Source organism: Streptomyces sp. NPDC054813 (genome assembly GCF_053611365.1).
In genome coordinates this window covers 192434-217831 of sequence record NZ_JBSHAF010000001.1, presented here as the reverse complement: position 1 = coordinate 217831, position 25398 = coordinate 192434, and the positions used below count along the sequence as shown (strand labels likewise).

20 protein-coding genes are annotated in these 25398 nt (G+C 70.9%); 9 read left to right on the top strand and 11 right to left on the bottom strand.

Translation table 11 applies throughout. The features are described 5' to 3' along the window. Positions 1-11: 11 nt before the first annotated feature. Positions 12-995, bottom strand: a complete 984-nt coding sequence (locus ACWGJB_RS00895; RefSeq protein ID WP_453378156.1) for a lysylphosphatidylglycerol synthase transmembrane domain-containing protein — start codon at positions 993-995, stop codon at positions 12-14. Between the two features lie 249 nt (positions 996-1244). Here ACWGJB_RS00895 and ACWGJB_RS00890 point away from each other — a divergent pair, with 249 nt between their 5' ends. The 3 genes from ACWGJB_RS00890 to ACWGJB_RS00880 all read left to right on the top strand — a co-directional run bounded on the left by ACWGJB_RS00890 (position 1245) and on the right by ACWGJB_RS00880 (position 6886). Beyond that, a complete protein-coding gene (locus tag ACWGJB_RS00890; protein WP_453378575.1) occupies positions 1245-3110 on the top strand; it encodes an ABC transporter ATP-binding protein in 1866 nt (621 codons plus the stop codon). Between the two features lie 196 nt (positions 3111-3306). Continuing rightward, positions 3307-4668 carry a ricin-type beta-trefoil lectin domain protein gene (locus tag ACWGJB_RS00885; RefSeq protein ID WP_453378155.1) on the top strand — a complete coding sequence of 454 codons (1362 nt, stop codon included), beginning with the start codon at positions 3307-3309 and terminating at the stop codon, positions 4666-4668. A gap of 28 nt (positions 4669-4696) precedes the next feature. After that, positions 4697-6886 carry an RICIN domain-containing protein gene (locus ACWGJB_RS00880; protein WP_453378154.1) on the top strand — a complete coding sequence of 730 codons (2190 nt, stop codon included), beginning with the start codon at positions 4697-4699 and terminating at the stop codon, positions 6884-6886. A 62-nt stretch (positions 6887-6948) separates the two neighbouring features. Here the strand turns inward: ACWGJB_RS00880 and ACWGJB_RS00875 are convergent, their stop codons facing one another. From ACWGJB_RS00875 to ACWGJB_RS00860, 4 genes are all read right to left on the bottom strand, one after another. Then, positions 6949-8616 carry an MFS transporter gene (locus ACWGJB_RS00875; RefSeq protein ID WP_453378574.1) on the bottom strand — a complete coding sequence of 556 codons (1668 nt, stop codon included), beginning with the start codon at positions 8614-8616 and terminating at the stop codon, positions 6949-6951. 116 nt (positions 8617-8732) lie between these two features. After that, on the bottom strand, positions 8733-9200 hold the full coding sequence (locus tag ACWGJB_RS00870; protein ID WP_453378153.1) for a MarR family winged helix-turn-helix transcriptional regulator: 468 nt from the start codon (positions 9198-9200) through the stop codon (positions 8733-8735). A gap of 98 nt (positions 9201-9298) precedes the next feature. Next, complete coding sequence (locus ACWGJB_RS00865) at positions 9299-10489, bottom strand: glycoside hydrolase family 3 N-terminal domain-containing protein (protein WP_453378152.1); 1191 nt, start codon at positions 10487-10489, stop codon at positions 9299-9301. Positions 10490-10675: 186 nt separating this feature from the next. Then, positions 10676-11086 (bottom strand): ATP-binding protein, encoded by a 411-nt coding sequence (locus ACWGJB_RS00860; protein WP_453378151.1) that lies wholly within the window; start codon positions 11084-11086, stop codon positions 10676-10678. Between the two features lie 207 nt (positions 11087-11293). Here ACWGJB_RS00860 and ACWGJB_RS00855 point away from each other — a divergent pair, with 207 nt between their 5' ends. The 5 genes from ACWGJB_RS00855 (at position 11294) to ACWGJB_RS00835 (ending at position 19241) form a co-directional block, all read left to right on the top strand. Then, positions 11294-11659, top strand: a complete 366-nt coding sequence (locus ACWGJB_RS00855; protein WP_453378150.1) for an STAS domain-containing protein — start codon at positions 11294-11296, stop codon at positions 11657-11659. Positions 11660-11946: 287 nt separating this feature from the next. Further along, positions 11947-15942 (top strand): HAMP domain-containing protein, encoded by a 3996-nt coding sequence (locus tag ACWGJB_RS00850; RefSeq protein ID WP_453378573.1) that lies wholly within the window; start codon positions 11947-11949, stop codon positions 15940-15942. 149 nt (positions 15943-16091) lie between these two features. Next, positions 16092-18536 carry a SpoIIE family protein phosphatase gene (locus ACWGJB_RS00845; RefSeq protein ID WP_453378572.1) on the top strand — a complete coding sequence of 815 codons (2445 nt, stop codon included), beginning with the start codon at positions 16092-16094 and terminating at the stop codon, positions 18534-18536. Positions 18537-18681: 145 nt separating this feature from the next. Continuing rightward, positions 18682-19038 (top strand): PRC-barrel domain-containing protein, encoded by a 357-nt coding sequence (locus tag ACWGJB_RS00840; protein WP_453378149.1) that lies wholly within the window; start codon positions 18682-18684, stop codon positions 19036-19038. A 32-nt stretch (positions 19039-19070) separates the two neighbouring features. Next, positions 19071-19241: a hypothetical protein gene (locus ACWGJB_RS00835; protein ID WP_453378148.1), complete on the top strand. Its 171-nt coding sequence runs from the start codon at positions 19071-19073 to the stop codon at positions 19239-19241. 3 nt (positions 19242-19244) lie between these two features. Here the strand turns inward: ACWGJB_RS00835 and ACWGJB_RS00830 are convergent, their stop codons facing one another. Together ACWGJB_RS00830 and ACWGJB_RS00825 are read right to left on the bottom strand one after the other, a co-directional pair. After that, complete coding sequence (locus ACWGJB_RS00830; RefSeq protein ID WP_453378147.1) at positions 19245-19580, bottom strand: STAS domain-containing protein; 336 nt, start codon at positions 19578-19580, stop codon at positions 19245-19247. 269 nt (positions 19581-19849) lie between these two features. After that, on the bottom strand, positions 19850-20284 hold the full coding sequence (locus ACWGJB_RS00825; protein ID WP_351703529.1) for a MarR family transcriptional regulator: 435 nt from the start codon (positions 20282-20284) through the stop codon (positions 19850-19852). Between the two features lie 201 nt (positions 20285-20485). On the opposite strand from ACWGJB_RS00825, the gene ACWGJB_RS00820 reads away from it, so the two are divergent. Next, positions 20486-21661: a PP2C family protein-serine/threonine phosphatase gene (locus tag ACWGJB_RS00820; protein ID WP_453378146.1), complete on the top strand. Its 1176-nt coding sequence runs from the start codon at positions 20486-20488 to the stop codon at positions 21659-21661. Positions 21662-21823: 162 nt separating this feature from the next. Here ACWGJB_RS00820 and ACWGJB_RS00815 read toward each other — a convergent pair whose 3' ends face one another. The 4 genes from ACWGJB_RS00815 to ACWGJB_RS00800 all read right to left on the bottom strand — a co-directional run bounded on the left by ACWGJB_RS00815 (position 21824) and on the right by ACWGJB_RS00800 (position 25390). Next, the gene (locus tag ACWGJB_RS00815; RefSeq protein ID WP_453378145.1) at positions 21824-22330 is read right to left on the bottom strand and encodes a MarR family winged helix-turn-helix transcriptional regulator; all 507 of its coding nucleotides are present in this window, start codon (positions 22328-22330) and stop codon (positions 21824-21826) included. 297 nt (positions 22331-22627) lie between these two features. Beyond that, on the bottom strand, positions 22628-23113 hold the full coding sequence (locus ACWGJB_RS00810; protein WP_453378144.1) for a lipocalin-like domain-containing protein: 486 nt from the start codon (positions 23111-23113) through the stop codon (positions 22628-22630). A 73-nt stretch (positions 23114-23186) separates the two neighbouring features. Continuing rightward, on the bottom strand, positions 23187-24764 hold the full coding sequence (locus tag ACWGJB_RS00805) for an aldehyde dehydrogenase (NADP(+)) (RefSeq protein WP_453378143.1): 1578 nt from the start codon (positions 24762-24764) through the stop codon (positions 23187-23189). Then, positions 24761-25390, bottom strand: a complete 630-nt coding sequence (locus ACWGJB_RS00800) for a cysteine hydrolase (protein WP_453378142.1) — start codon at positions 25388-25390, stop codon at positions 24761-24763. The genes ACWGJB_RS00805 and ACWGJB_RS00800 overlap by 4 nt, the downstream gene beginning before the upstream one ends. Between the last annotated feature and the right edge of the window lie 8 nt (positions 25391-25398).

Here is a 25398-nt window from a genome sequence, read left to right as displayed (position 1 = left end):
GCCATCCCGGGTCAGATGACCTTCAGTCGCACCAGCGCTCCCAGTGTCAGTGCTCCCGGCAGCAACGGCACCCACACGGTGATGATCCGGTAGGCGAGGACGACAGCGGTAGCCACGGCCACCGGGCCGCCCGCGGCCACCAGCGCCACGATCAGCGCCGCCTCCACGGAACCCAGACCGCCCGGCGTGGGGATCAGCGCGACGGCGACCGTGGCCGCCAGGTACGCCAGCGCCATGTGTGCGGGCGGCACCGGCAGGCCCAGTGCCTGCCCGACCGCCACCAGACCTGCCGCCTGGAGAGCGGGGAAGGCGAGCGAGCCGCCCCACAGCGCCAGCGCCCGGGACGGACGGGTGTGCACCGAGCGGGCCTCGCTCAGGGCGGAGCGCACGAAGCGGAACACGGGCTCGCGCACCCGTCGTACGAGAAACAGCCCGGCCAGTGCCACGGCGAGCAGCGCGCCGACGACGGTCAGGATCGGGCCGACCGTCCCGTGCGGGAGCAGGCTGCCGAGATGCAGCGCGTCCGGAAAGGCGACGAAGAACACGGCCATCAGGCCCACCCGGGCCACCGACTCGGCGAGCAGATACAGGGCGAGCGCGGCCGAGGAGGTGGCGAGCGGCACCCCGCACACGGTCATGAACCGCAGGTTGACCGCGCCGGAGCCCAGACCCGTCGGCAGCAGATGGTTGGCCGAGCCGGCCGCGAGCTGGGTCGCAAGGAGCCGCCAGCGGGGCAGTTGCTGGACCACCGCGCCCTGCCGGGTGAAGGCCGCGGCCACCCAGGTCAGACAGGTGGCGGCGCCCGCCGCCAGCAGCCATGGCCACGAGGCGTCACGGAGGTGGGCGAAGCCCTCGACGAGGACCGACCGGTGCTGCACCGCGATGACCGCCACGAGCAGGATCGGAACCAGGGTGAGGATGTGCCGCCAGGGGACACGGCGGCCGAGCCGGGGGAGACGGCCCGCACGGAAGCCGGGGAATCTAACCGCTGTCACACCGGGAGAGGCTTTCCGCGCCGCGCCAACTGCGGGTGGCGGCAGAGGAGACACCGGATGACGGACGGGAAGCGGGTGAGGGAGGAGGCTCATCCGGGCTTTCGCGTGGGCTTTCGCATCGGTTTTCGCGTCGGCTTTCGTGGAGCCGGGCAGGGCCTTCGGGAGGCTCATCGGGTCCTTCGTACGGGGGGAAGGCGAGCGGACATTGACCTCAACGAAGCTTGAGGTCCTACGTTCTCTCCCATGAGTATGGAGACCACCGCCTGGACGCAGCTGCACAGCGTGATGACCGCCGAGCAGGAGCGGCGCCCGTTCGACCGGGCCACGCTGCGCCGTATCGCCATCTTCGCCCGCCCGCACCGGGCCGGCATAGTCCGTTTCGTTCTGCTCGGGGTGGTCACCGCCCTGCTCGCCGTCGCGACCCCGGTGCTGGCCGGCCATGTCGTCGACGCGATCGTGTCGGGGCACGACACCGGTACGGTCGTACGGCTGTCGCTGCTGATCGCGGGAGTCGCGGTCGCGGAGGCCGCGCTCGGGGTGCTCGGGCGGCGGCTCTCGGCGACGCTCGGGGAGGGACTCATCCTCGACCTGCGAACGGCTGTGTTCGATCATGTGCAGCGCATGCCCGTCGCGTTCTTCACACGTACTCGTACGGGAGCGCTGGTCAGTCGTCTCAACAACGACGTGATCGGAGCCCAGCGCGCCTTCGCCAACACCCTCTCCGGCGTGGTCAGCAACCTGGTCACGCTGGTGCTCACCCTCGCGGTCATGCTCACCCTGTCCTGGCAGATCACCCTGCTCGCGCTGGTGCTGCTGCCCCTGTTCGTGGTGCCCGCCCGCCGGATGGGCGGCCGGATGGCCCGGATGCAGCGCGAGGCCGCCGCGCTCAACGCGGCCATGGGCACCCGGATGACCGAGCGCTTCTCGGCACCCGGCGCCACCCTGATCAAGCTCTTCGGGCGACCCGAGGAGGAGTCGGCGGAGTTCACGGCGCGTGCCGCCCGGGTCCGGGACATCGGGGTGCGCACCGCCACCGCCCAGTCGGTGTTCATGACCGCCCTCACCCTGGTCTCCTCGCTGGCGCTCGCCCTGGTCTACGGCCTCGGCGGCTGGTTCGCGCTGCGCGGCACCCTGGAGCCGGGCGCGGTCGTCTCCCTCGCCCTCCTCCTGACCCGGCTCTACGCCCCGCTCACCTCCCTCGCCGGCGCCCGCGTCGAGGTGATGAGCGCGCTGGTCAGCTTCGAGCGGGTCTTCGAAGTCCTCGACCTGAAGCCCCTGATCGAGGAGAAACCCGACGCCCACGAGGTGCCCGAGGGCCCGGTGGCCGTCGAGTTCGAGGACGTCCGCTTCGCCTACCCGGCCGCCGACCAGGTCTCCCTCGCCTCACTCGAAGAGGTCGCGACCCTGGACGGCCGCGGCGGCGCCGAGGTCCTGCACGGCATCTCCTTCCGCGCCGAACCCGGGCAGACCGTCGCCCTGGTCGGCTCCTCCGGCGCCGGCAAGTCCACCATCGCCCAGCTGCTGCCGCGCCTGTACGACGTCGACGCGGGCGCCGTGCGCCTCGGCGGCGCCGACGTCCGCGACCTGACCGCGGGCTCCCTGCGGGCCACCCTCGGCATGGTCACCCAGGACGGCCACCTCTTCCACGACAGCGTCCGCGCCAACCTGCTGCTGGCCCGGCCGGCGGCCACCGACGAGGAGTTGTGGGACGCCCTCGGCCGAGCCCGCCTCGACGAGGTCGTACGGTCGCTGCCCGACGGCCTGGACACGGTGGTCGGCGAGCGCGGCTACCGGCTCTCCGGCGGCGAGCGGCAGCGCATGACCATCGCCCGGCTGCTGCTGGCCCGGCAGCGCGTGGTCATCCTCGACGAGGCCACCGCCCACCTGGACAACACCTCGGAGGCGGCCGTCCAGGAGGCCCTCACCGAGGCACTGGAGGGGCGCACGGCGGTGGTCATCGCCCACCGGCTGTCCACGATCCGGGCCGCCGACCAGATCCTGGTGGTCGAGGCCGGCCGGATCGTGGAGCGCGGCACCCACGAGGAACTCCTGGTGGCGGACGGGCGGTACGCCGAACTGCACCGCACCCAGTTCGCGGCGGCGCCGACGCCCTGACGGCGGAGTTCACATCACCGTCACGTTTTCCTGTGATTCCGGGAAGGGAGCGCTCCCGCACTTGACGACACTGGTCCGGACCTTTAGCTTCACGCCTTAAACAAAGCCTCACGGATGTGCTCAACGCCTGGTGACAACACGGGTGTTGGGCACAAACCGTGCGGCATCCCCCCGCGTGAAAGGCCAACCCCCCGCAATGGCCAGACCTCTCCCCACGGCTGCCGCCCTAGCCGCCCTGACCCTCTCCGCAGGCCTGTTCGCCGCCTCCCCCGCGCAGGCCGCCACCGGGACCATCACCGGCCTCGCCGGCAAGTGCCTCGACGTCGCCGGCGCCAGCTCCGCCGACGGCACGGCCGTCCAGCTCTACGACTGCAACGGCACCGCGGCCCAGCAGTGGACCGTCGGCAGCGACGGCACCATACGCGCCCTCGGCAAGTGTCTCGACGTGACCGGCAACTCGACCGCGGACGGCGCCAAGGCCCAGCTGTGGACCTGTTCCGGCGGCGCCAACCAGAAGTGGACGGTGACCGCCGCCCACGACATCGTCAACCCGCAGGCGAACAAGTGCCTGGACGCCACCGGCAACTCCTCGGCGAACGGCACCCGCGCCCAGATCTGGACGTGCGGCGGTACCGCCAACCAGAAGTGGACCGCGCCCGCGGCCGACGGCGGCACCACCCCGTCCTCGCCGATGGCCGTGGCGCCCTACCTCTACAACGGCTGGGGCGACCCGCCGAGCCCGACCACGATCACCAACGCGACCGGCGTGAAGTACTACACGCTCGCGTTCGTCCTCAGCAACGGCTACTGCAACCCGCAGTGGGACGGCAGCCGGGCGCTGACCGGCGGTGTCGACCAGTCGACGATCAACACCGTGCGCGCCAACGGCGGTGACGTGATCCCGTCCTTCGGCGGCTACAGCGGCAACAAGCTGGAGAGCTCGTGCTCCAGCGCGAGCGAGCTGGCGGCGGCGTACCAGAAGGTCATCAACGCCTACGGCGGTCTCAAGGCGATCGACATCGACCTGGAGGCCGACGCCTACAGCAACGGGACCGTGCAGCAGCGGGTCGTGGACGCGCTGAAGACGGTGAAGGCCAACAACTCCGGTCTGAAGGTGTACATCACCATCGGCACCGGCCAGAGCGGCCCCGACACCAGCCTGATCAACCGGGCCGCGTCCTCCGGGCTGACCGTCGACGCCTGGGCCATCATGCCGTTCGACTTCGGCGGCGCCGGCCAGAACATGGGCAACCTCACCACCCAGGCGGCCGAGGGGCTCAAGAACGCGCTGAAGAACGCGTACGGCTACAGCGACGACACCGCCTACCGGGACATGGGCATCTCGTCCATGAACGGCATCACCGACAACAGCGAGACCGTGACGGTCGCCGACTTCCGGACCATCCTCGCCTACGCGCAGCAGCACCACCTGGCCCGGCTCACCTTCTGGTCCGCCAACCGCGACCGGCCCTGCACCGGCGGCTCCGCCGACAGCTGCTCGGGCGTGAGCCAGTCCAACTGGGACTACACGCGCGTCTTCGCCGGCTACACCGGCTGACCCCCCACCCCTCGGACTAGGAGATCCAGTGCTTCGCCTTTCCTGGCGCCGCAGACCGACGAGCGCCGCAGTGCTGGCCGTTCTCGGAGCGTCCCTGCTCACCGCAGCCCCGTCCGCGCAGGCGGCCGCCACCGCCCTGCCCACCGGCTTCGCCACTCTCACCAACGCCGCCAGTGGCAAGTGCCTGGACGCCAGGTCGGCCGCCACCGCGAACGGCACCGCCGTACAGCAGTACACCTGCAACAACACCACCGCCCAGCAGTGGAGTTTCACCGCCACCAGCGACGGCTACGTCCGGATCAACAACGGCAACAACACCAGCCAGGTGGTCGACGTCACCGACGTCTCCACCGCCGACAACGCCCTGACCCAGCTGTGGGCCTACGGTGGCGGGGCCAACCAGCAGTGGCTGCCGGTCGACGAGGGCGGCGGCGCCTACCACTTCGTCAACCGCAACAGCGGCAAGTGCCTCGACGACCCGGCCGCCTCGACCGCGGACAGCGTGCAGCTGGTCCAGTACACCTGCAACAACACCGCGGCCCAGCGCTTCCAGGTGACCGCCGTGACGCCGCCGTCCACCGGCGACCCCGACCTGGGCCCGAACGTGGTCGTCTTCGACCCGTCGATGTCGGCGTCGACCATCCAGAGCCGCCTCAACTCGATCTTCCAGCAGCAGGAGACGAACCAGTTCGGCTCCCAGCGCTACGCCGTGATGTTCAAGCCGGGCACCTACAGCGCGGACGTCAACGTCGGCTTCTACACCCAGGTCCTCGGCCTCGGCCTGACCCCGGACGCGGTCAACATCAACGGCGCGGTGCACGCCGAGGCCGACTGGTTCCAGGGCAACGCCACCCAGAACTTCTGGCGGGGCGCGGAGAACCTCTCCGTCACCCCGACCGGCGGCTCCGACCGCTGGGCGGTCTCGCAGGCGTCCGCCTACCGCCGGATGCATCTGCGCGGCAACCTCGCCCTGGACGACGGCGGCTGGTCCAGCGGCGGCCTGATCGCCGACAGCAAGATCGACGGGCAGGTCAACTCCGGCAGCCAGCAGCAGTGGCTGACCCGCAACTCGCAGCTCGGCAGCTGGACCGGCTCCAACTGGAACATGGTCTTCGTGGGCAGCACGGGCGTGCCGTCCACCACCTTCCCCAGCCCGCCGGACACCACGGTCGCGCAGAGCCCGGTGACCCGCGAGAAGCCGTACCTGTACGTCGACGGCTCCGGCAACTACCAGGTGTTCGTGCCGTCCACACGCTCCAACTCCTCGGGCACCAGCTGGAGTTCGGGTTCCGCGGCCGGTTCGTCGCTCTCGCTGGACAGCTTCTACATCGTGAAGCCGGGCGCCACCGCCTCCCAGATCAACGCGGCCCTGGCGGCGGGCAAGAACCTCCTGGTCACCCCGGGTGTCTACCACCTCGACCAGACCCTGCAGATCAACCGCGCCGACACCGTCGTCCTCGGCCTCGGCCTCGCCACCTTCGTCCCGGACAACGGCGTCACCGCCATGAAGGTCGCCGACGTCGACGGGGTCAACATCGCGGGCCTGCTCTTCGACGCCGGCACCACCAACTCGTCCACCCTGGTGGAGGTCGGCCCGAGCAACTCCTCGGCCTCGCACGCGGCCGACCCGACCTCGCTGCACGACGTGTACTTCCGGGTCGGCGGCGCGGGCGTCGGCAAGGCCACCACCAGCCTGGTCGTCAACAGCGACAACGTGATCGGCGACCACATGTGGATCTGGCGCGCCGACCACGGCAGCGGAGTCGGCTGGACCAGCAACACCGCCGACACCGGCCTGGTCGTCAACGGTGACAACGTGACGATGTACGGCCTGTTCGTCGAACACTTCCAGAAGTACCAGACCGTCTGGAACGGCAACGGCGGCCGGACGTACTTCTACCAGAACGAGATGCCGTACGACCCGCCCAACCAGGCGGCCTGGATGAACGGCTCGACCCAGGGCTACGCGGCCTACAAGGTCGCCGACTCGGTCACCAGCCACCAGGTGTACGGCCTCGGCAGCTACTGCTACTTCAACGTCAACCCGAGCGTGGTCGCGGCGCACGCCGTCGAGGCGCCGAACAACTCGGGCGTCCGCTTCACCAGCATGGTGACGGTCTCCCTCGGCGGCACCGGCACCATCAGCCACGTCATCAACAACACGGGAGGCCCGTCGAACTCCTCGAGCAACGTGGCGAACCTCGCCTCGTACCCGTGACCGTCGCTCCCTGAGCGGAACACGGGTGCCCCGGCGGACCTCCGCCGGGGCACCCGTGTCTTTCAGGACGGAGCGTTGTGCCGAGGCTCTGCCGTCCGCGCCGGTGGCTGGTCCTTCGGCTCCGGACGGTCCTGGCGGTCCTGGTCGGGCCGGTGGCTGCCGCGCAGGGCGGAGGCCACGGCGGAGATCAGGGCCATGCCCGCGGCCACGCCGAACACGATCGCCAGGCCGTGGTGGAACGGACCGGAGACCAGCTGCGGGAAGAAGGTGTGGCCGGTCAGGACGGACCGCTGGGCGCTGGTCACATGGTCCAGGACGCCCTCGGAGGAGAGCAGGTGCTCGATCGGGTTGTTGCCGAGGAACGTCGCGAACAGCGTGCTCACCGGCGGCAGTGAGGCGGCGTGCGCGGCGGAGGCGGCCGGCACGCCGTGCGCCATGAGCCCGCTCTTCAGCGTGCCGGGGAGCGAGGAGGCGAGACCGGAGACCATCAGCGAGAAGAAGACGCCGATGGACAGCGCCGTACCGGAGTTCTGGAAGGTCGAGCGCATGCCCGAGGCGACACCCCGGTACTCGGCCGGGACACTGCCCATGATCGAGGACGTGTTCGGCGCCGAGAACATGCCCTGGCCGAGCCCGTTGAGCAGCAGCAGCGCCGCGAACAGCCCGTAGTCGAAGTCGACGGGCAGCGCGAGCAGGCCGAGGAAGGACAGCATGACGACCACCAGGCCGGCGGTGGAGAAGAACCGGGCACCGAACCGGTCCGACAGGTAGCCGGAGACCGGGCCCGCGACGAGGAACCCTAGGGTGAGCGGGAGCATGAAGATGCCGGCCCACAGCGGGGTGTCCTCGAAGTCGTAGCCGTGCAGCGGCAGCCAGATGCCCTGCAGCCAGATGATGAGCATGAACTGCAGACCGCCGCGCGCGATCGAGGTCAGCAGGGCGGCCACGTTGCCCGCCGCGAACGCCCTGTTCTTGAAGAGCGCCAGGTTGAACATGGGCTCGGCGACCCGCGTCTCGATGACGCAGAAGGCCAGCAGCAGAGCGACACCCCCGATCAGGCCGGTCAGCACCCACGGGTTCCCCCAGCCGGTGGCACTGTCGCCGTACGGCTGGATCCCGTACGTGATCCCGGCCAGCAGGATCCCGGCGCCCGCCGCGAAGGTGATGTTGCCCAGCCAGTCGATCCGGCCGGGCCGGCCCGTCGAGGTCTCGCGCAGACTCAGGTACGACCAGATCGTCCCGGTGATGCTGACCGGGACGCTCACCCAGAACACGGCACGCCAGTCGACGACGGCGAGCAGCCCGCCCGCGAGCAGACCGAGGAACTGACCCGCCAGCGCGGTGATCTGGTTGATGCCGAGCGCCATGCCGCGTTGCCGGGTGGGGAAGGCGTCGGTGAGGATGGCGGCCGAGTTGGCGGTGAGCATCGACCCGCCGAAGGCCTGCACGATCCGCCACAGGATCAGCCACATCGCGCCCGCCCCCGCACGGAACGGATCGAGCGACAGCGCGACCGAGGCGCAGGCGAAGATCAGGAACCCGAGGTTGTAGATCTTCACCCGCCCGAACATGTCGCCGAGCCGCCCGAGCACGACCACCAGGACCGCGGAGACCAGCAGGTACCCCAGGATCATCCAGAGCAGATAGCCGATGTTGCCGGGCGCGAGCGGGTCGAGGCCGATGCCGCGGAAGATCGCCGGCAGCGAGATGATCACGATCGACGCGTCCATCGTGGCGATCAGCACACCGAGTGTGGTGTTGGAGAGCGCGACCCACTTGTAGCCCGGCCCGGGAGGGGTGTCCTTGTGACGGGCCGAGCGCAGGGAGCCGGGCCACCCGCGCGCGCTCACAGCTGTTCCGCCAGCCGGGCGAGGAGCGGCACGGCCGCTCCCAGGGTCTCGCGCTCCTCGGCGGAGAACGTGTCGAGGACGGTCGCGAGCCGCTGCACCGATTCGGAGCGCCGCTCGGCGAGCATGGCTCGTCCCTCGTCGGTGACGACCGCGATGCTCCGCCGCCCGTCCGCGGCGTCGGGGGTACGGCGGACCAGGCCGCGCTGTTCGAGCTGGGCGAGGGTGGTCGCCATGGCCTGCGGCCGCACCCGCTCCATCTCGGCGAGGGACGTGGGTGAGTCCGGGCCGTCGGCGGCGAGCCGCGCGAGCACGGAGACGCCCGAGAGCGATACGTCCCCCACCGCATGGGCCTGCCGCAGCCGCCGCGTCATACGGCCCACCGCGAGCCGGAGCTCGGTGGCGAGCAGAGAGGGGTCGCTCGGATCGCGTGTACCGCCGGCGTCGGGGGCTATGTCTGTCTTCACATGTACTAATACTAGGTTTATCAGTCTGGACTGCTCAACCAGTCATAAGTAAATATGACTAGGCCGGTCCGGGGGGCGAAGGAGGGGGCGAGGGGGGCTCAGCTGCAGGTGAGCCGGCCGGCCGTGGCCTTGGCCGTGAGGATCCGGTGCACGGAGGCGGCGACCTTGGCGCGGAAGGAGGCGTCCGTCGCCATCCGGGCCTGCACGCCCTGCACCATCGCCGGCACGGTCGACGCCTTGACCGTGAGGATCATGTCGCCGCCGGCGAGCACGAAGTCCACCGCCCGCTGGGCCGGGGTGTAGGCGCGTACCGCGACCGCCTGGCCGATGTCGTCGGAGATGACGACTCCCTTGAAGCCGAACTTGGTGCGCAGCAGCGAGTTGATGACGGTCGGGGAGAACACGGCCAGGTGCTTCGAGTCGATCTTGGTGTACTTCGCCGAAGAGACCATCACGAACGGCGTGCCGGCCGCGATCCCGCTGCGGAACGGCTGGAGGCTCGAACTGGAGGCGGTGGTCACCGAGTCGACGACGTTCGCGGTGGTGTCGGTGTTCCCGATGACCTGGCCCAGTCCCGGGAAGTGCTTGAAGGTGGTCATGACCCCGGCCGTGCGGAAGCCCGCGGCGAAGGCCCCGGTGTGCGAGGTCACGACGGCGGGGGTGTGGCCGTACTCGCGGTAGAAGTGGCCGATGGGAGCGTTGCGGGTGCCGAGACTCGCGGGCACCACGTCGGCGACCGGGGCGAGATTGAGGTCGAGGCCCGCCGCCTTGAGCTGCTTGGCCCAGGTCTCGGCGCGGGCGCGCAGTGTCGTCGTGCTCCATGTGCCCTGGGTCAGGGCGTTGGGCATGACGGAGAAGCCGGGGCCGCTGAGCACCTGGACCTGTCCGCCTTCCTGGTCGGTGGCCACGATCAGCCCGACCCGATGGCCGGCGACCGTGTCCGCCTGCGCACGCACCCCGTCGACGACCTTCTTCGTCGCCGTGGTGCCGGCGGTGCTGCGCCCGGTCAGCATGACGGACCCGACATGGTAGGTGCGCAGGGTGCGCAGGTCCGTCGTACTGGGGCGGGCGGCGGCGACCCCGCCCATGAAGAGCTGGCCGACCCGCTGCGCCTGGGTCATTCCCGTATAGACCTTGTCGGCGCAGGCGGTGGCGGACGCGCGGTGGGCTTCCTCCCCGGCGGCCGGCGCGCTGCACGCGCCGACGGCGACCAAGGTGGTGACGAGCCCGACGGCGGTACGCCGGGCGGCGGAGCCGCGGCCCGCGGGCCGGCGGACGGGTGTCGCCATGGTGCGCTCCTGACTCGTGAGAGGTGCAGGCCACGGGGACCGGCGGGCCGCCGCACGGCACGGCACCCTGCGTGGCTCGAAGCCGCCCCAGCGCCTCACGTTACGCCGAACGGGTGCGGTGCGCGCTGTGGCCGGCCGGACGGCCGACGATTCCACCGCCCGGACCGTCGCACCGGCCTGCGGCGATCACTCGAACAACGCCAGCCGGGCGATGACGCGCTTGCCCACGGGCTCCCGTCGGGCCTCGAAGTCCCGCACCACCGCCAGCACGATCTCCAGACCGTGCTGGCCCACCCGTCCGGCGTCGGTCGCCCGGGCCAGCGGAAGAGCCGGATCGGAGTCCCACACCTCGATCTCCATCAGGCCGTCGGCGGCACTCAGGCGCAGCAGTACCGGTCCGGGCGCGTACTTCAGTGCGTTGGTGACGAGCTCGCTGACCACCAGTTGCGCCAGCTCCCGGGTGCGGGCCGGCACCGGCAGCCCCGGCGCGGACTCGGCCCGCGTCAGGAAGTCCGATGTCTGGTTCCGTGCGTCGGCGATACAGCCGTCCGCCCCGTCCAAGGCGATGGTGACATCGGCAGGTGTGGCATCCGCCATCCGGGAACACTCCTCAGGCGGGACATACTTCCTGCCGACGATCGGCGATACCCCGTTCATGGGCGCGCGTCTACCCGGCGATCCGCCGTGTTACTCCCGCGCCGCCCGGATTCGGATGCCCCGTCCCGTGCATCGCACCGCGCATCCCTGGGCACGGTGGCAGGCAGACAGGTGACGCGGCTCGGACCGAGGGTGCGGAGGACACACGTGGCAGACGAACAAAAGGCGATGGACCGCGGCGAGTTGTCCGTCACCCGGACCGACGTCGACGGCATCACCGTGCTCGGCCTCCGCGGCGAGATCGACCACGAGAGTGTGGGTGCCCTGACCCGGTCCATGCCTCCGGCGGACCCCACCGCCGGCTCTCGGGTCGTCGTCGATCTGAGCGGGGTCACGTTCATGGATTCCAGCGGGATCAACGCCCTGATCGCCGCCCACCAGGTGACTCGGGCCGCGCGGGGATGGCTGCGTCTCGCGGGGGTCCGGGACTCCGTGCTGCGCACCGTGCAGCTGGTGGGACTCGACACCCTCGCCACCTGCCACCCGACCGTGCGGGACGCCATCGCCGCGTGAGACGGGGCCGGCGTCCCCCGCGGGCCCGTCTTCGGCAAACTCCGTCGAGTACCCCGGACCGGCTTCGGCATGCCCTCTTCCCGCCCCAGTTTTCGGTGCGCCGCGATATCCGCGCCCGGCTTTGGTTGTCGGCCGACAACTGAGTTAATCTGCGACGGATTTTCTCAACGGACGAGGCCGCCGAACGCGGAATCGCCGCTGGTGGGCGGAGCTCTACGGCTCCGGCGAGGTTCCGGGTCCTCGGGGTGGGGACTCTGGGGAGCGGAACGAGGGTGTGCATGAGCGGCATGTCGGTGGACGCCCAGGTCCAGGTCCAGGGGCCGGGAGAGCAGGAGTTGCGGCAGCTGCTGGCCGGCCTGACGGCGGTACGGGACGGTGACTTCGGCACCCGGCTGCCCTCCGACGGACAGGGACTGCTCGGCGACATCGCCACGGTCTTCAACGGCATGGTCGACCAGCTGTCCCTGTTCACCTCGGAAGTGACGCGGGTGGCACGCGAGGTGGGCACCGAGGGCACGCTGGGCGGCCAGGCGCAGGTCCCCGGGGTCTCCGGCACCTGGGCGGATCTGACCGACTCGGTCAACGCCATGGCGGGCAATCTGACCACGCAGGTCCGTGACATCGCCCAGGTGGCCACGGCGGTGGCGAGGGGCGATCTGTCCCAGAAGATCGACGTGCCCGCGCGCGGGGAGATCCTCCAGCTGAAGGAGACCGTCAACACGATGGTCGACCAGCTGTCCGCCTTCGCCGACGAGGTCACCCGGGTGGCGCGCGAGGTGGGCAGCGAGGGCCGGCTGGGCGGCCAGGCGCAGGTGCCCGGAGTCGGCGGCGTCTGGCGTGACCTGACCGATTCGGTCAACTTCATGGCCGGGAACCTCACCTCCCAGGTCCGCAACGTCGCCCAGGTGACGACCGCGGTGGCGCAGGGCGATCTCTCCCAGAAGATCACCGTGGACGCCCGGGGCGAGATCCTGGAACTGAAGAACACCATCAACACGATGGTCGACCAGCTCTCCGCCTTCGCCGACGAGGTCACCCGCGTCGCCCGCGAGGTCGGCACCGAGGGCAACCTCGGCGGCCAGGCGATCGTGCGGGGCGTGTCGGGGACCTGGAAGGACCTCACGGACAACGTCAACGTGATGGCGTCCAATCTGACCGGGCAGGTCCGGTCGATCGCCCAGGTCGCCACGGCTGTCGCGCGCGGTGATCTCTCGCAGAAGATCACCGTGGAGGCCAAGGGCGAGGTCGCCGCCCTGGCGGACGTCATCAACACCATGGTCGACACGTTGTCGGCGTTCGCCGACGAGGTCACCCGGGTGGCGCGCGAGGTGGGCACCGAGGGCCGTCTGGGCGGCCAGGCCCATGTGCCGAACGTGGCGGGGACCTGGAAGGACCTGACGGACAACGTCAACTCCATGGCCAACAACCTCACCGGGCAGGTGCGCAACATCGCCCTGGTGACGACCGCGGTGGCCAACGGCGACCTCTCGAAGAAGATCGACGTCGACGCCCGGGGCGAGATCCTCGAGCTGAAGACCACCATCAACACCATGGTCGACCAGCTGTCGTCGTTCGCCGCCGAGGTCACCCGCGTCGCCCGCGAGGTGGGCAGCGAGGGACGGCTCGGCGGTCAGGCCGAGGTGGAGGGTGTCGAGGGCACCTGGAAGCGGCTGACGGAGAACGTCAACGAACTGGCCGGGAACCTCACCCGGCAGGTGCGGGCGATCGCCGAGGTCACCAGCGCCGTCGCTGAGGGCGATCTGACCCGCTCCATCACCGTGGTGGCGTCGGGCGAGGTCGCCGACCTCAAGGACAACATCAACTCCATGGTGGAATCCCTGCGCGAAACCACCCGGGCCAACCAGGAACAGGACTGGCTCAAGACCAACCTCGCCCGCATCTCCGGCCTGATGCAGGGCCACCGCGACCTGCCCGTGGTCGCCGAGCTGATCATGGACGAGCTCACTCCGCTGGTGTCGGCCCAGTACAGCGCCTTCTACCTGGCGGAGGACACCGAGCGCGGCCACGAACTGCGCCTGGTCGGCTCGTACGGCTATCCGGACGACGCGGAGCGGCCCACCCGTATTCCGGTCGGGCGTTCCCTGGTCGGGCAGGCCGCACGCAACCGGCGTGTCATCACCGTCGAGGAACTGCCGGAAGGCTACGTCACCATCTCCTCCGGACTCGGGCAGGCCGTGCCCAGCGCCCTGGTCGTGCTGCCCATCGTGGTCGAGGAGCAGGTCCTCGGCGTCATCGAACTGGCCTCGCTGACCCGCTTCACCCAGATCCACCAGGACTTCCTCGCACAGCTGATGCCGACCATCGGCGTCAACCTCAACACCATCGTGGCCAACGCCCGCACCGACGAGCTGCTGGGGGAGTCCCAGCGGCTGACCTCCGAACTGCAGGCCAGGTCGGAGGAGTTGCAGGTGCAGCAGGACGAACTGCAGCGCTCCAACGCCGAGCTGGAGGAGAAGGCGTCCCTGCTGGCCTCGCAGAACCGTGACATCGAGGCGAAGAACCTGCAGATCGAGCAGGCGCGGCAGGAACTGGAGACCCGTGCGCAGCAGCTGGCGCTGGCCTCCAAGTACAAGTCGGAGTTCCTGGCCAACATGAGCCACGAGCTACGGACCCCGCTCAACAGCCTGCTGATCCTGGCCCAGTTGCTGGCGCAGAACCCCTCGCGCAACCTCACCCCGAAGCAGGTCGAGTACGCGGGCATCATCCACTCGGCGGGCTCGGACCTGCTGCAGCTGATCAACGACATCCTCGACCTCTCCAAGGTGGAGGCCGGCAAGATGGACGTGAGTCCCGAGCGGGTCCCGCTGCGCCAGCTGCTGGAGTACGTCGAGGCGACCTTCCGGCCGATGACCTCCCAGAAGAGCCTCGAGTTCACGGTGGCCACCGCGACCGGCACGCCCGCCGACCTGCTCACCGACGACTCCCGGCTGCGCCAGATCCTGCGCAACCTGCTGTCCAACGCGGTGAAGTTCACCGAACAGGGCGGCGTCGAGCTGCGGATCGAGCCGGCCGCCGACCGGGAAGTGCCGCCGGGTGTGCTGCGCGGCGGTCCGGTGGTGGCCTTCCGGGTCGTCGACACCGGCATCGGCATCCCCCACCAGCAGCTGGAGACGATTTTCGGCGCTTTCCAGCAGGCCGACGGGACCACCAGCCGCAAGTACGGCGGCACCGGTCTCGGCCTGTCCATCACCCGGGAGATCGCCCATCTGCTCGGCGGCGCCGTCACCGTCGACAGCGCCCCCGGCCAGGGCAGTACGTTCACGCTGTACCTGCCCGTCGCGCGCGCCGACTTCGAGGAGCTGCTGGAGACCGGCGGCCGGCCGGTGGAGCAGCCCCGCGCCATTGCCGCGTCCGAGGCGGCACCGGCGCCCCGGCTGCTGCCCGCTTCCGTGCCGGTCCCCGAGCACCGCAGGCGGCGGCTCCTGGTGATCGAGGAGCGCCCGCGCGGTCTGCTCACCCTGGTCGCCGAGCGGGCCGTGGCGGACCTCGCGCACGACCCCGGCGACCCGCACGGGGCGATCGACCTCATCACCGCCGTGGGCGCGCAGGAGGCGGCGAGCACGCTGGCGGCCGAGCCCTGCCACTGCGTCGTCCTGGAGCTGGGCATGCCCGGCAAGGAGGGCGCGGACTTCCTGGAGGCCATGCGCGGCGACTCGGCGCTGGCCAGCGTGCCCGTCCTGGTGCACACCGGGCACCGGGTGGATCTGGCCCAGGAGCAGGCGCTGCGTGCCCTCGCGGGCGGCCGGCCGCTGGACTTCCTGTCCAGTCTGGACGAGCTGCGCGAGCGCATCACTCTGCACCTGTCCGCCGAACAGCCCGGTGACGTGCTGTCGCTGGTGCGCGCCGAGGAGCCGCACCGCCCGGCCGCGCAGGTGGTGGACGACTCCTTCCTCGGCCGGACGGTCCTGGTGGTCGACGACGACGCGCGCAACCTGTTCGCCCTCAGCGGCGTACTGGAACTGCACGGCTTCCAGGTCCTGCACGCCGACAACGGCCGCAAGGGCATCGAGATGCTGCTCGCCCACCCGGATGTCTGCCTGGTGCTGATGGACGTGATGATGCCGGAGATGGACGGCTACTCAGCCACGGCGGAGATCCGCGCCATGCCCCACTACGCTGAGCTGCCCATCATCGCCGTCACCGCGAAGGCCATGCCGGGCGACCAGGAGAAGAGCCTCGCCTCGGGGGCCAACGACTACATCACCAAGCCCGTCGACACGAACGACCTCATCGCCCGCGTCCGTCGCTGGCTGGCCGTGTGACAACGCGCCACCGCCACGGCTCCCACCAGCAGGCCGCGTAACGCCCCGGGGCGTCCGAGCCGAGAAACAGGCCCACCGTGAGTGATCTCCGCCCATCGCCCGAACCGCCCGAACCGCCCGGTTACGAAGACCTGGCGGGCGACCCACGCATGCCGGAAGGCCTCGGCCCGGTGGGCGTAGAGCCGCCCGGCGTCGTCGAGAGCACGCGGGGAGCCGCCACCGGTGAGCCGGACGAGCCCGGCCGGTCGTCCCCCCTCGGCAGGCTGGCGGCGACCGTGGAGCGGCTGCGCCGCGAGGTGCGGGCGGCGCATGCCGAGGCCGACGGGCGTGCCCTGATCGAGCTGGCCAAGGGCATCCTGGTCGAACGGCTGAGCTGTGGCCCGGCGCAGGCGGCCCGGCAGCTGGCCGAACTCGCCGAGCAGGCGGGGGTGACACCCCTGGAGTTCGCGGTCGACGTCATCAACCAGGCCGCACGGGACCGGATGTCGGAGGTGACCGCCGCCTTTTTCGCGGCCACCGCCGTCCGCGCCGAGGCGGTCGACCCCGCGGACAGCCACTCGTCCGCCGTACGGCTGCGGGCCGCCGAGAGCGGTGCGCTGGCCGCCCAGGACACCCAGGCCGTGGCCGAGTCCCTGCTGGAACATGCGCTGGCGCCCCTGGGCGCGGAGGCGGTCGCGATCTGGGCACTGGGCGCCGACGGCTCGCTCACCCTGGCGGGCAACGCCGGATTCTCCTCCGCCGAGGCCGGGCGCTGGCGGCATGTACCGCCGGGGGTGGCGACGGTGGGCCGCCGCGGCCTCGCCGAGCGCTCGGGGCACTGGATCCGCAGCCTGGCCGAGACCGGGCTGCCCTCCATCGGCCAGCACCACCATCCCGACGGCGGCCGGGTCGCCGTGGCGGCCGGCACCGGCGGGCGTATCCACGGCGTACTGGAGATCGTCTGGCCCGCGCCGCTGGACACGCCTCCCGCGCCGGTCGTCCGGCAGATCGAGGCCCTGGCCGAGCTGTGCGCGCACACCCTGGACACCGGATCCCCGGACCGGGCCCACGGCGACACCGGCCGGCCCGTCCTGCCCGGCGTCACCGAGCTGATGGACCTGGCCGACGGACTCCACGACCCCGCCCTGGTGCTCATGCCGCACCTGGATGCCGAGGGCGACCTCGTCGACTTCCGCATCCACCACGTCAACAACTGTTTCCTGGACCCCGGCGGCAGGCCGCGGGCCGTCCTCAACGGCGCCCTGCTGCTGGAGACCTATCCGATGGCCGCCGGCCACAGCGAGCTCTTCGAGCGGATCGAGCGCGTCTACGCCACCGGCGAGCCCTACCGCGCCCACCGCATGCGGCTCACCGCCCTGGTCGACGAGGTCCCGCTGGCGGCGGTCGCCGACATCAACGTCAGCCGGCACGGCGGCTGCGTCCTGCTCATCTGGCGCATCGAGGACGAGACCGCCCGCCTGGCCAGCCTGCTCCAGCACGCCCAGCGCCTGGGCCGTGTCGGCGGCTTCGAGGAGAACCTCCTCACCGGCGAGATCACCTGGAACGGCCAGCTCTACCACCTCTACGGCAAGCCCGTCTCCGGCGCCCCGGTGCCGCTGGAGGACCTGCCCGCCCATGCCCACCCCGACGACGCCGTCACCATCGGCCGCTTCCTGCGCACCCTGCTGCACCACCGCCGGCCCGCGTCCACGGCCTTCCGCCTGCAGCGCCCCGACGGCGTCACCCGCCATATCCGGGTGGCGGCCGAACCGGTCCTCGACTCCGGCGGCCAGCTGTACGTCGTGCGCGGCGCCTACCAGGACATCTCCGCACACCACTGGACCGAGGTCGCCCTCGCCGCCACCCGCGACCAGCTCGCCCACACCGAGCAGCAGGCCAGTGAACGCAACCGGCTCACCCTCCAGCTCCAGCACGCCATCATGCCGCCCGCACAGGCCCCGCTGGCGGTCCCCGGGCTGGACCTGGCCGTGCGCTACCGGCCCGCGGAGACCCAGCACCTGGTCGGCGGCGACTGGTACGACGCGGTCGTGCTGCCGTCCGGCCTGGTGCTGGTGTGCGTGGGCGATGTCGCCGGACACGGCATCGAGGCGGCCACCAGCATGGTCGTCCTGCGCAACGCGCTGCGCGGGCTCGCCGTGACCGGCGCCGGACCCGGGCAGCTGCTGTCCTGGCTGAACATGGTGACCCATCATCTGACCGGTTCCGTCACCGCCACCGCGGTGTGCGGTCTCTACGACCCCGACCGCCACACCCTGCGCTGGGCGCGGGCCGGTCATCTGCCGCCCGTGCTGGTCCGTGGCGGTGAGGCGGAGCCGCTGCCCCTGGTCCAGGGGCTGCTGCTGGGTGCCGTGCCCGAGGCCGGGTATCAGGAGCACGAGGTCCAACTCGCCGTCGACGACACGTTGTTGATGTACACGGACGGCCTGATCGAGCGCCGTGACCGGTCGGTGGAGGAGTCCCTGGCGCAGATGCTGACGACCGCGCGCACGGTTCCGCCGACCCTGGAGCAGCAGTTGGACCGCCTGCTGACCCACAGCCGGTCCGACACCGACGACGACACCTGCCTGGTGGGCATCCGCGTGGCGCCGCGCTGACGGCCCGCCGCCGGGACGGGGGCCTCGGCACTGCCGGCGACGGGGAGCGGCGCGCCGTGGACGCACGGCGCGCCCTCGCGGCGGTCCGGCCGGTCGACGGCGTCAACCGTGCGATCAGGGGTACCCGTCCCCACGGAGGTGTCTGATGTTCGAAGCAGGCGATATCCGGGAGTGGCGCGGTCACGACGTGGTCGACACCCTCGGGCACAAGGTCGGAGTCCTGGAATCGGTCTACGTCGACACCGCGACCGACCAGCCCTGCTACGCCACCGTGACGGTCGGCCTGCCCACCCGTCGGCGCCTGGTGTTCGTCCCGCTCGCGAACGCGACCGTCGGTCCGGGCTATCTGAAGGTCGCCTACGACAAGGACACGGTCAAGAAGGCCCCCGCGATCGACACGGACGGCGAGCTGCCGGCCTCGCAGGAGCCTTCCGTGTTCGCGCACTACGCACTCGACTACACGCCTGGCGCCGGCGGTGAGCGCCGACTGGCGCGCCGCTGACCCAGCGCAGCCGACGGTTGATAGGAGAGCCGATGAGCCTGTTCCTGCTTCTGATCCTGGTGGCCCTCGTCCTGGGAATCATCGGGTTCACCGCTCACGGGTTGTTCTACCTGCTGATCATCGGGGCGGTGGTGCTGCTCGCCGACCTCGTCATCGGCGCGCTCAGGCTCCGGCACGCGGTACGCCATCGCGTGGCCCGCTGACCGTCATCCGCCGGTCTCGGTGATGGTGAACAGCCGGACGGCGCCGGTGATCGTCAGGAGTCGGCTCACGGCCGGCCGCAGGGGGCCGATCAGCACCAGGTCGCGCCCGCTGGCCTGATGGCGCAGACGGGCCTCGATGAGGGCGTTGAGAAGCATGCTGTCGGCGAAGGTGACCTGCGTCAGGTCGACCGCTGTTACGGGCATCGCCGCACGGTCGGCCGCCTCCCAGGCCTGTTCGAAACCCTCGGCGTCGGCGTAGTCGACATCGCCGCGCACGGTGATCACGAAGGTCTGCTCGGCGCGGTCGATATGCGCTCTCAGTTCGGGAGCCGCGGACATCGGGCCATCCTTGTGTCAACGTTCAGTCTCGGGATTCAGGAGGCATATCGCACAGTCATCGCGAATCGCATCGGAACGGGGGTAGTCGGACAGGGTGAGTGCGACACCAAGAACTGTTGTCGTTTGACAATAATAGCCATGAGGCAACAGAGTAGCCGAGTCGGACGTACACGGGGAAGGACCTGGAATGTTCCGGTGGACAGGGGCCGCCCCCGGCGCCGGTCGCCATCGTCATGGAGCGGTGGTGGCACCGGTGCCGTACGGGTTGTTCAGGCGGTCCGGCTGTCGGACTCGGGGGCCTCGTCGGGTATCTGCGTCGCCGCGGTGGCGCAGAATGCCTCAAGCCCCTCCAGGAGGGCGACACGCTTGGCGGCGGGCATGTCCGCCAGCACCTTCTGGAGCTCGCTCTCCCGGCGGGCACGCAGATCGGCCAGGAAGGAGCGGCCCCGGCCGCTGAGATGCAGCCGTACCTCGCGTCGGTCCTCCGCGCCCACCATGCGCTCGATGAATCCCGCGGCCTGTAGCCGGTCGCACAGTCGGCTCGTGGACGGAGGAGTGGAGGCGAGGGACTCGGCGAGAGTGCGCAGATTGATGCCGTCGTGGTGCTCGAGGATGTGCAGCACCCGCAACTGGGAGGCAGAGGTAGGCGCGGTCGAGGCACGGCCCCACACAACTTCCAGCAGCTCAACGGCCTTGGTCGTCACGCGTGCGACCTCATCGGGCTCTGGGCGGCGGCGGAAGGCAGTCACGATCACACTCTCGCAGGCACTGGGGCACCTTTCAGCCTACTAGGAGCCCCACTCCACACGGACCCCCCTCGGAACGACCGACGCGGCTCTCGCGAAGCCCCGCCCACTCGGCCGGGCCCGCACGTTGCCGGGAGAAAGAATGGTGCATTCCTCATCGTGAACAGATTCCTGACCGCTGAGCGTGCCGTGCGCACAGCGGCTCCCCACGGGTTGCTCGACGCCGTCCGCGTCGTGCTGACCGAGCAGTACGGCGCGGAGGCCGTCGAGCTCTTCATGGCCGACTACGGCCTGACAGCACTGCAGCCGGTGTCGGTGCGGCCGCACAACCTGGTGCCGGTGCCGGTGCACGGCAGCCCGGCCGGGCGGGCCTTCGGTTCGCAGGAGCCCTACTGCGAAGAGGGCCAGGACCGGCGGATGCACGTCCACCTGCCGGTCAGCGTGCGCGGCGACCGGCTCGGCGTGCTGTCCGTGACGCTGCCCGGCGGCGACGCGGCACGCGGGTGCGTGTCCGAACTGGCCGAGATCGCCGAGGTGCTGGCGCACGAGGTGCTCGTGGCCGACCGCGACACGGACCTGTATCTCCAGGCCCGGCGCAAGGACCGGCTCACCCTGGCGGCCGAGATGCAGTGGCAGCTGCTGCCCGGTCGCTCCTGCAGCCGGCCCGAGTACGACCTGGGCGGCCAGCTGGAGCCCGCCTACGCCGTCTTCGGCGACAACTTCGACTGGTCCGCCACCGCCGACCGTCTGATGCTGTACGTCACGAACGGCATGGGCGAGGGCATAGAGGCGGCTCTGCTGACCAGCCTCGCCATCAACGCCCTGCGCAACGCGCGCCGCGCCGGAATCTCCATCGCCGACCAGGCCGCCCTGGCCGACCAGGCCGTCTACGCCCACTACCGAGGCCGCCGCTATCTGTCCGTCCTCATGTTCGACTTCGACCTGGACACCGGGCGGGTGAGTGTCGTGGACGCGGGCTCCCCGCAGCTTCTGCGGCTGCGCGGCGGCACTGTCGAACGTGTCCCGTTCGAGGCGCAACTGCCCCTGGGCATGTTCGAGGAGACGGACTACGTGGCGCAGGAATTCGAGGTCGAGCCCGGCGACCGGCTCGTCTTCGTCAGCGACGGCGTCCACGCGGTGCACTCTCCGAAGGGCGAGGTGTACGGGGATCGGGCGCTGGCCCGAGCCATCCACTCCACCCGGCTGTTGCCCGCCGCCGAGGTACCCCGCGCGATCCTGCGCGAACTGGCGGACTACCGGGGTGAAGCCGTCAGGGCCGAGGACGACGCCCTGGCCGTCTGTCTGGACTGGCGCGGGCGCCCCCGCCAGGCGTGACCCGGGAGGCGGGTTCCCGCCCGCTCTTGTGCCGCGCGAACGCCCGGCGGGACCGGCCGGCGACGGAGGGCCCGCTGCGCCGGCGCGCCCCGTCCGCACGGCAGATGCCATCCTTCCGCGTCCCGGCCGGTACCACCGCCGGGGCTGACGCGCCGGGCCCGGTCAGGGGTCGCTGTTGTGCCGATCGTGTGCCATGCGGTCCTGGGCGGCGGCCAGAAAGCCCTGGAGCCCTTGCCGGAGAGCCTCCCGCGCGGCCGGCTCCATGGCCCCGAGCACGACGGCCAGGGCACGGGCTCTGTGCGAGGCCATCTCGTCCAGTACCCGGTGGCCTTGCCGTGTCAGGAGCAGTCGTACCTCACGCCGTTTGCGCGGATGCAGCACGCGCTCCAGCAGACCGGCCGCTTCCAGCCGGCCGCAGAGCCGGCTGGCGGTCGGCAGCCCGATCTCCATGGCCACCGCCAAGGCGGTGAGGTTGAGGCCCGGTTCCTCCTCCAGAATCCGCAGTGCCCGCAGCTGATGCGGCGACAGGCGCAGGTCCGTACTCTGCGCGGCGTCCGACCACAGGTGGGTCAGACAGTCCACGGCCTCGGCCAGCGCCGAGGCGAGGGGGAGAGGATCGTCGCGCGGTCGGCCTGATCGTTCGTCCCTGGGGCCACTGAGACCAGTCACGGAGGCATCGCTTTCCGAAATCCCGCTGCCATTGCAGGTATCACCTATGCAAACGCCGTACCCGAAGAACCGCCGGGCAAGCACCCTCCGGCCGGCTAGGTCTGGTCATCGCCCCCGCGCCGTGCGGGTATTGGGTGGGCCCGCGCATGCCGCAGGGGTTACCGGGCCTGCACTGCCGCCGACTCGCGCACGCCTGTTCCACATCCCCCTTTCCAGTGCTGTGGGTGCGTGCGGTCCCCATGTCCCTGCACCGCACCTGTCGCTGCACGGCGCCCGGAGCCCGTTGGCGGGTCCGCCTCAGGCCAGTCTGCTCCACGTGAGTTCGGCCGTGCGGTCCGCGCCCCACAAGCGGGTGGGGGTGGCGACACGGAGGGTGAGGAGCGGGCCGTCGAAGCTCACCTGCCGGACCTGGGACCGTCCGATCCAGTTCGGGAAGAGGCTGGTCGTGACGTGGTGCTCGACGGTGGCCGGACCGACGACCTCGAACGGGCCGCCGTAGGAGAGGTAGCCGGCCGCCGCCCTGGCCAGCTCGTCGGCCGCCGCGTCCTCAAGGCGTGCCGACCGCAGGGGCGGGCGGTCGCCGCGGCCCAGCTGGGCGGACATGTATCCCTGGGGGGTGTAGACGATCAGGCCGTACGGCGTGGGGCCGAGCGGGCTGATGACCTCCCCGTCGGTGCTCGTGGCGGTGTACGACACGAGTCGCCAGGCGCCGAGCAGCCTCTCGCGTACCTCGTTTCGCGCCGCGCGTTCGTTCTCCGCCACCGTTCGGTCGGCTATGGACATGGCAGGGTCGCCTTTCGTTCCGGGGGAGCGGACGGGCTCCGTTCGGGAGGGTGAACGGAGCCCGTGCAAGTGGTCAGTGCCGGCCGAGTTCGCCGTCGACGAGCCGCCAGACGTGCAGCGGGTTCGCCTCGCGCAGCGGCTCCGGCAGGAGGTCGTCGGGGAAGTTCTGGTAGGTGACCGGACGGACGAACCGCTCGATCGCGCCCATGCCCACGGAGGTGAACCGGCTGTCGGAGGTCGCCGGGAACGGGCCGCCGTGGGTGGCGGCGTGGGAGACCTCCTGCGGGATCGAGAAGGCGTTGAACACGATGCGGCCGGTGCGCCGCTCCAGGATCGGCAGGAGCCGTTCGGCGGCGGCGCGGTCGGCGGTATCGGCGTGCAGGGTGGCCGAGAGCTGTCCACGGAAGGCGCGGGCCACCTCGAACAGCTGCTCCGCACCGGTCAGCCTCACCAACAGGACCGCCGGGCCGAAGATCTCCTCGCGCAGGGCGGGTTCGGCCAGCAGTTGCTCACCGGTGACCTCGTACAGCAGGGACTGGCCCTCCCCGGCGCGGGCCGGGTCCGTTCCCGTGCCGATCAGGGTGGCGCCGCCGTCCTCCATGCGCCGCGCGTTGCGGGTGTAGGAGTCGTGGATGCCGGGCGTGAGCATGGTCCGTGCGTCCGCCTTCCGCACCTCGGCGGTCGCGGCGTCCCGCAGTTCCTGGAAGCCGGGCCCGTCGACGGCGAGGAGGACGGCGGGCTTCAGGCAGGCCTGCCCGACGTTGTACATGGCGCGCTGCACCAGGTCTGCGCCGATCTCCGCGCCGCGGGCCGCCAGAGCCGCGGGCAGGACGAAGGTCGGGTTGACGCTGGTCATCTCGGTGAACACGGGGATGGGGTCGGGACGCCGCTGGGCCCGGCGGTAGAGGGCCATGCCGCCGCCCTCGGAGCCGGTGAAGGTGACCGCCCGGACCAGAGGATGGTCGACCAGCGCCTCGCCGATCTCGTTGCCGGCGCCGCGGACCAGGGAGAAGACGCCTTCGTGCAGTCCCGCCTCGGCGACCGCCTGCTGTATGACCCGGCCCTGGATCTCGGAGGCACCGGGGTGCGCGTTGTGGGCCTTGACGACGACGGGGCAGCCGGCGGCGAGAGCGGAGGCGGTGTCGCCGCCCACCACGGAGTAGGAGATCGGGAAGTTGCTGGCGCCGAAGATCACCACCGGTCCCAGGGCCACCTTCTGCAGCCGGTGGTCCATGCGCGGCGCGGGCCGGCGGTCCGGCTGCGCGGTGTCGACGGCCGCCTGGAGGAAGCGGCCCGCGCGGACGACGTCGGCGAACTTGCGGAACACGCCGGCGGTCCGCGCCGCCTCACCTTCCAGCTGGGCGGCCGGCAGGCCGGTCTCCAGCGCGGTACGGGCGGCGAGCTCGTCCTTGACCGCCTCCAGCCCGTCCGCGACGAGGTCGAGGAACGCGGCCCGCTCGGCGAGTGAGGTGTGGCTGTAGCTGTCGAAGGCGTCGTCCGCGAGGCGGACCGCGCGGTCGACCTCGGCCGCGCCGCCAAAGGCGAACTCCGGCTCGACGAACTCCCCGGTGGCGGGGTCGAGCGCCTTCATGGTCCCGGCGGTGGCGGGCACCCGGCCCGCGCCGATCAGCAGCTCTCCGGTCAGGGTCATGCGTGTGCTCCCTCGAACGCGGCGGTGAGTTCGTCCGCGGTGGTGATGACGTGGGCGTAGGTGGGGCCGTTCAGCTCGTGCGCGGCGTGCATCATCGCGGGCTCGAAGGCGGCGGTGGCGTCGCGCACCAGCGTCACGTGATAGCCGAGCTCCATGGCGAACCGGCCGGTGGACTCGATGCAGGTGTTCGCCAGGAGTCCGACCAGCACGACGTGGGTGATGCCGTGCTGCTTGAGCTGGAAGTCCAGGTCGGTGTTGGCGAACCCGCTCTGCGCCCAGTGCTCCGAGATCACGACGTCGCCGGAGTGCGGCTGGAAGTCGGGGTGGAACTCCCCGCCCCAGGTACCGCGGGCGAAGCTGTGCCGCTCCATGATGCTCAGCTGGGTGGGGTTGGGGTGGTCCCACGTCTCGTAGTCACCCGGCTCCCAGCGGCGGTGCGGAACGAACACCACGCGTACGCCCGTCGCACGGGCGGAGCCGACCACGGAGCGCAGGTGGTCCAGCAGTCCGATCTCGTGCGCCATGGACTCCAGGCGCGGCCAGATCTGGCCGCCTTCGGACAGGAAGTCGTTGTACGGGTCGATCAGCAGAACAGCCGTGCGACGTGGGTCATAGGTCTGGGACATGGTTCCAG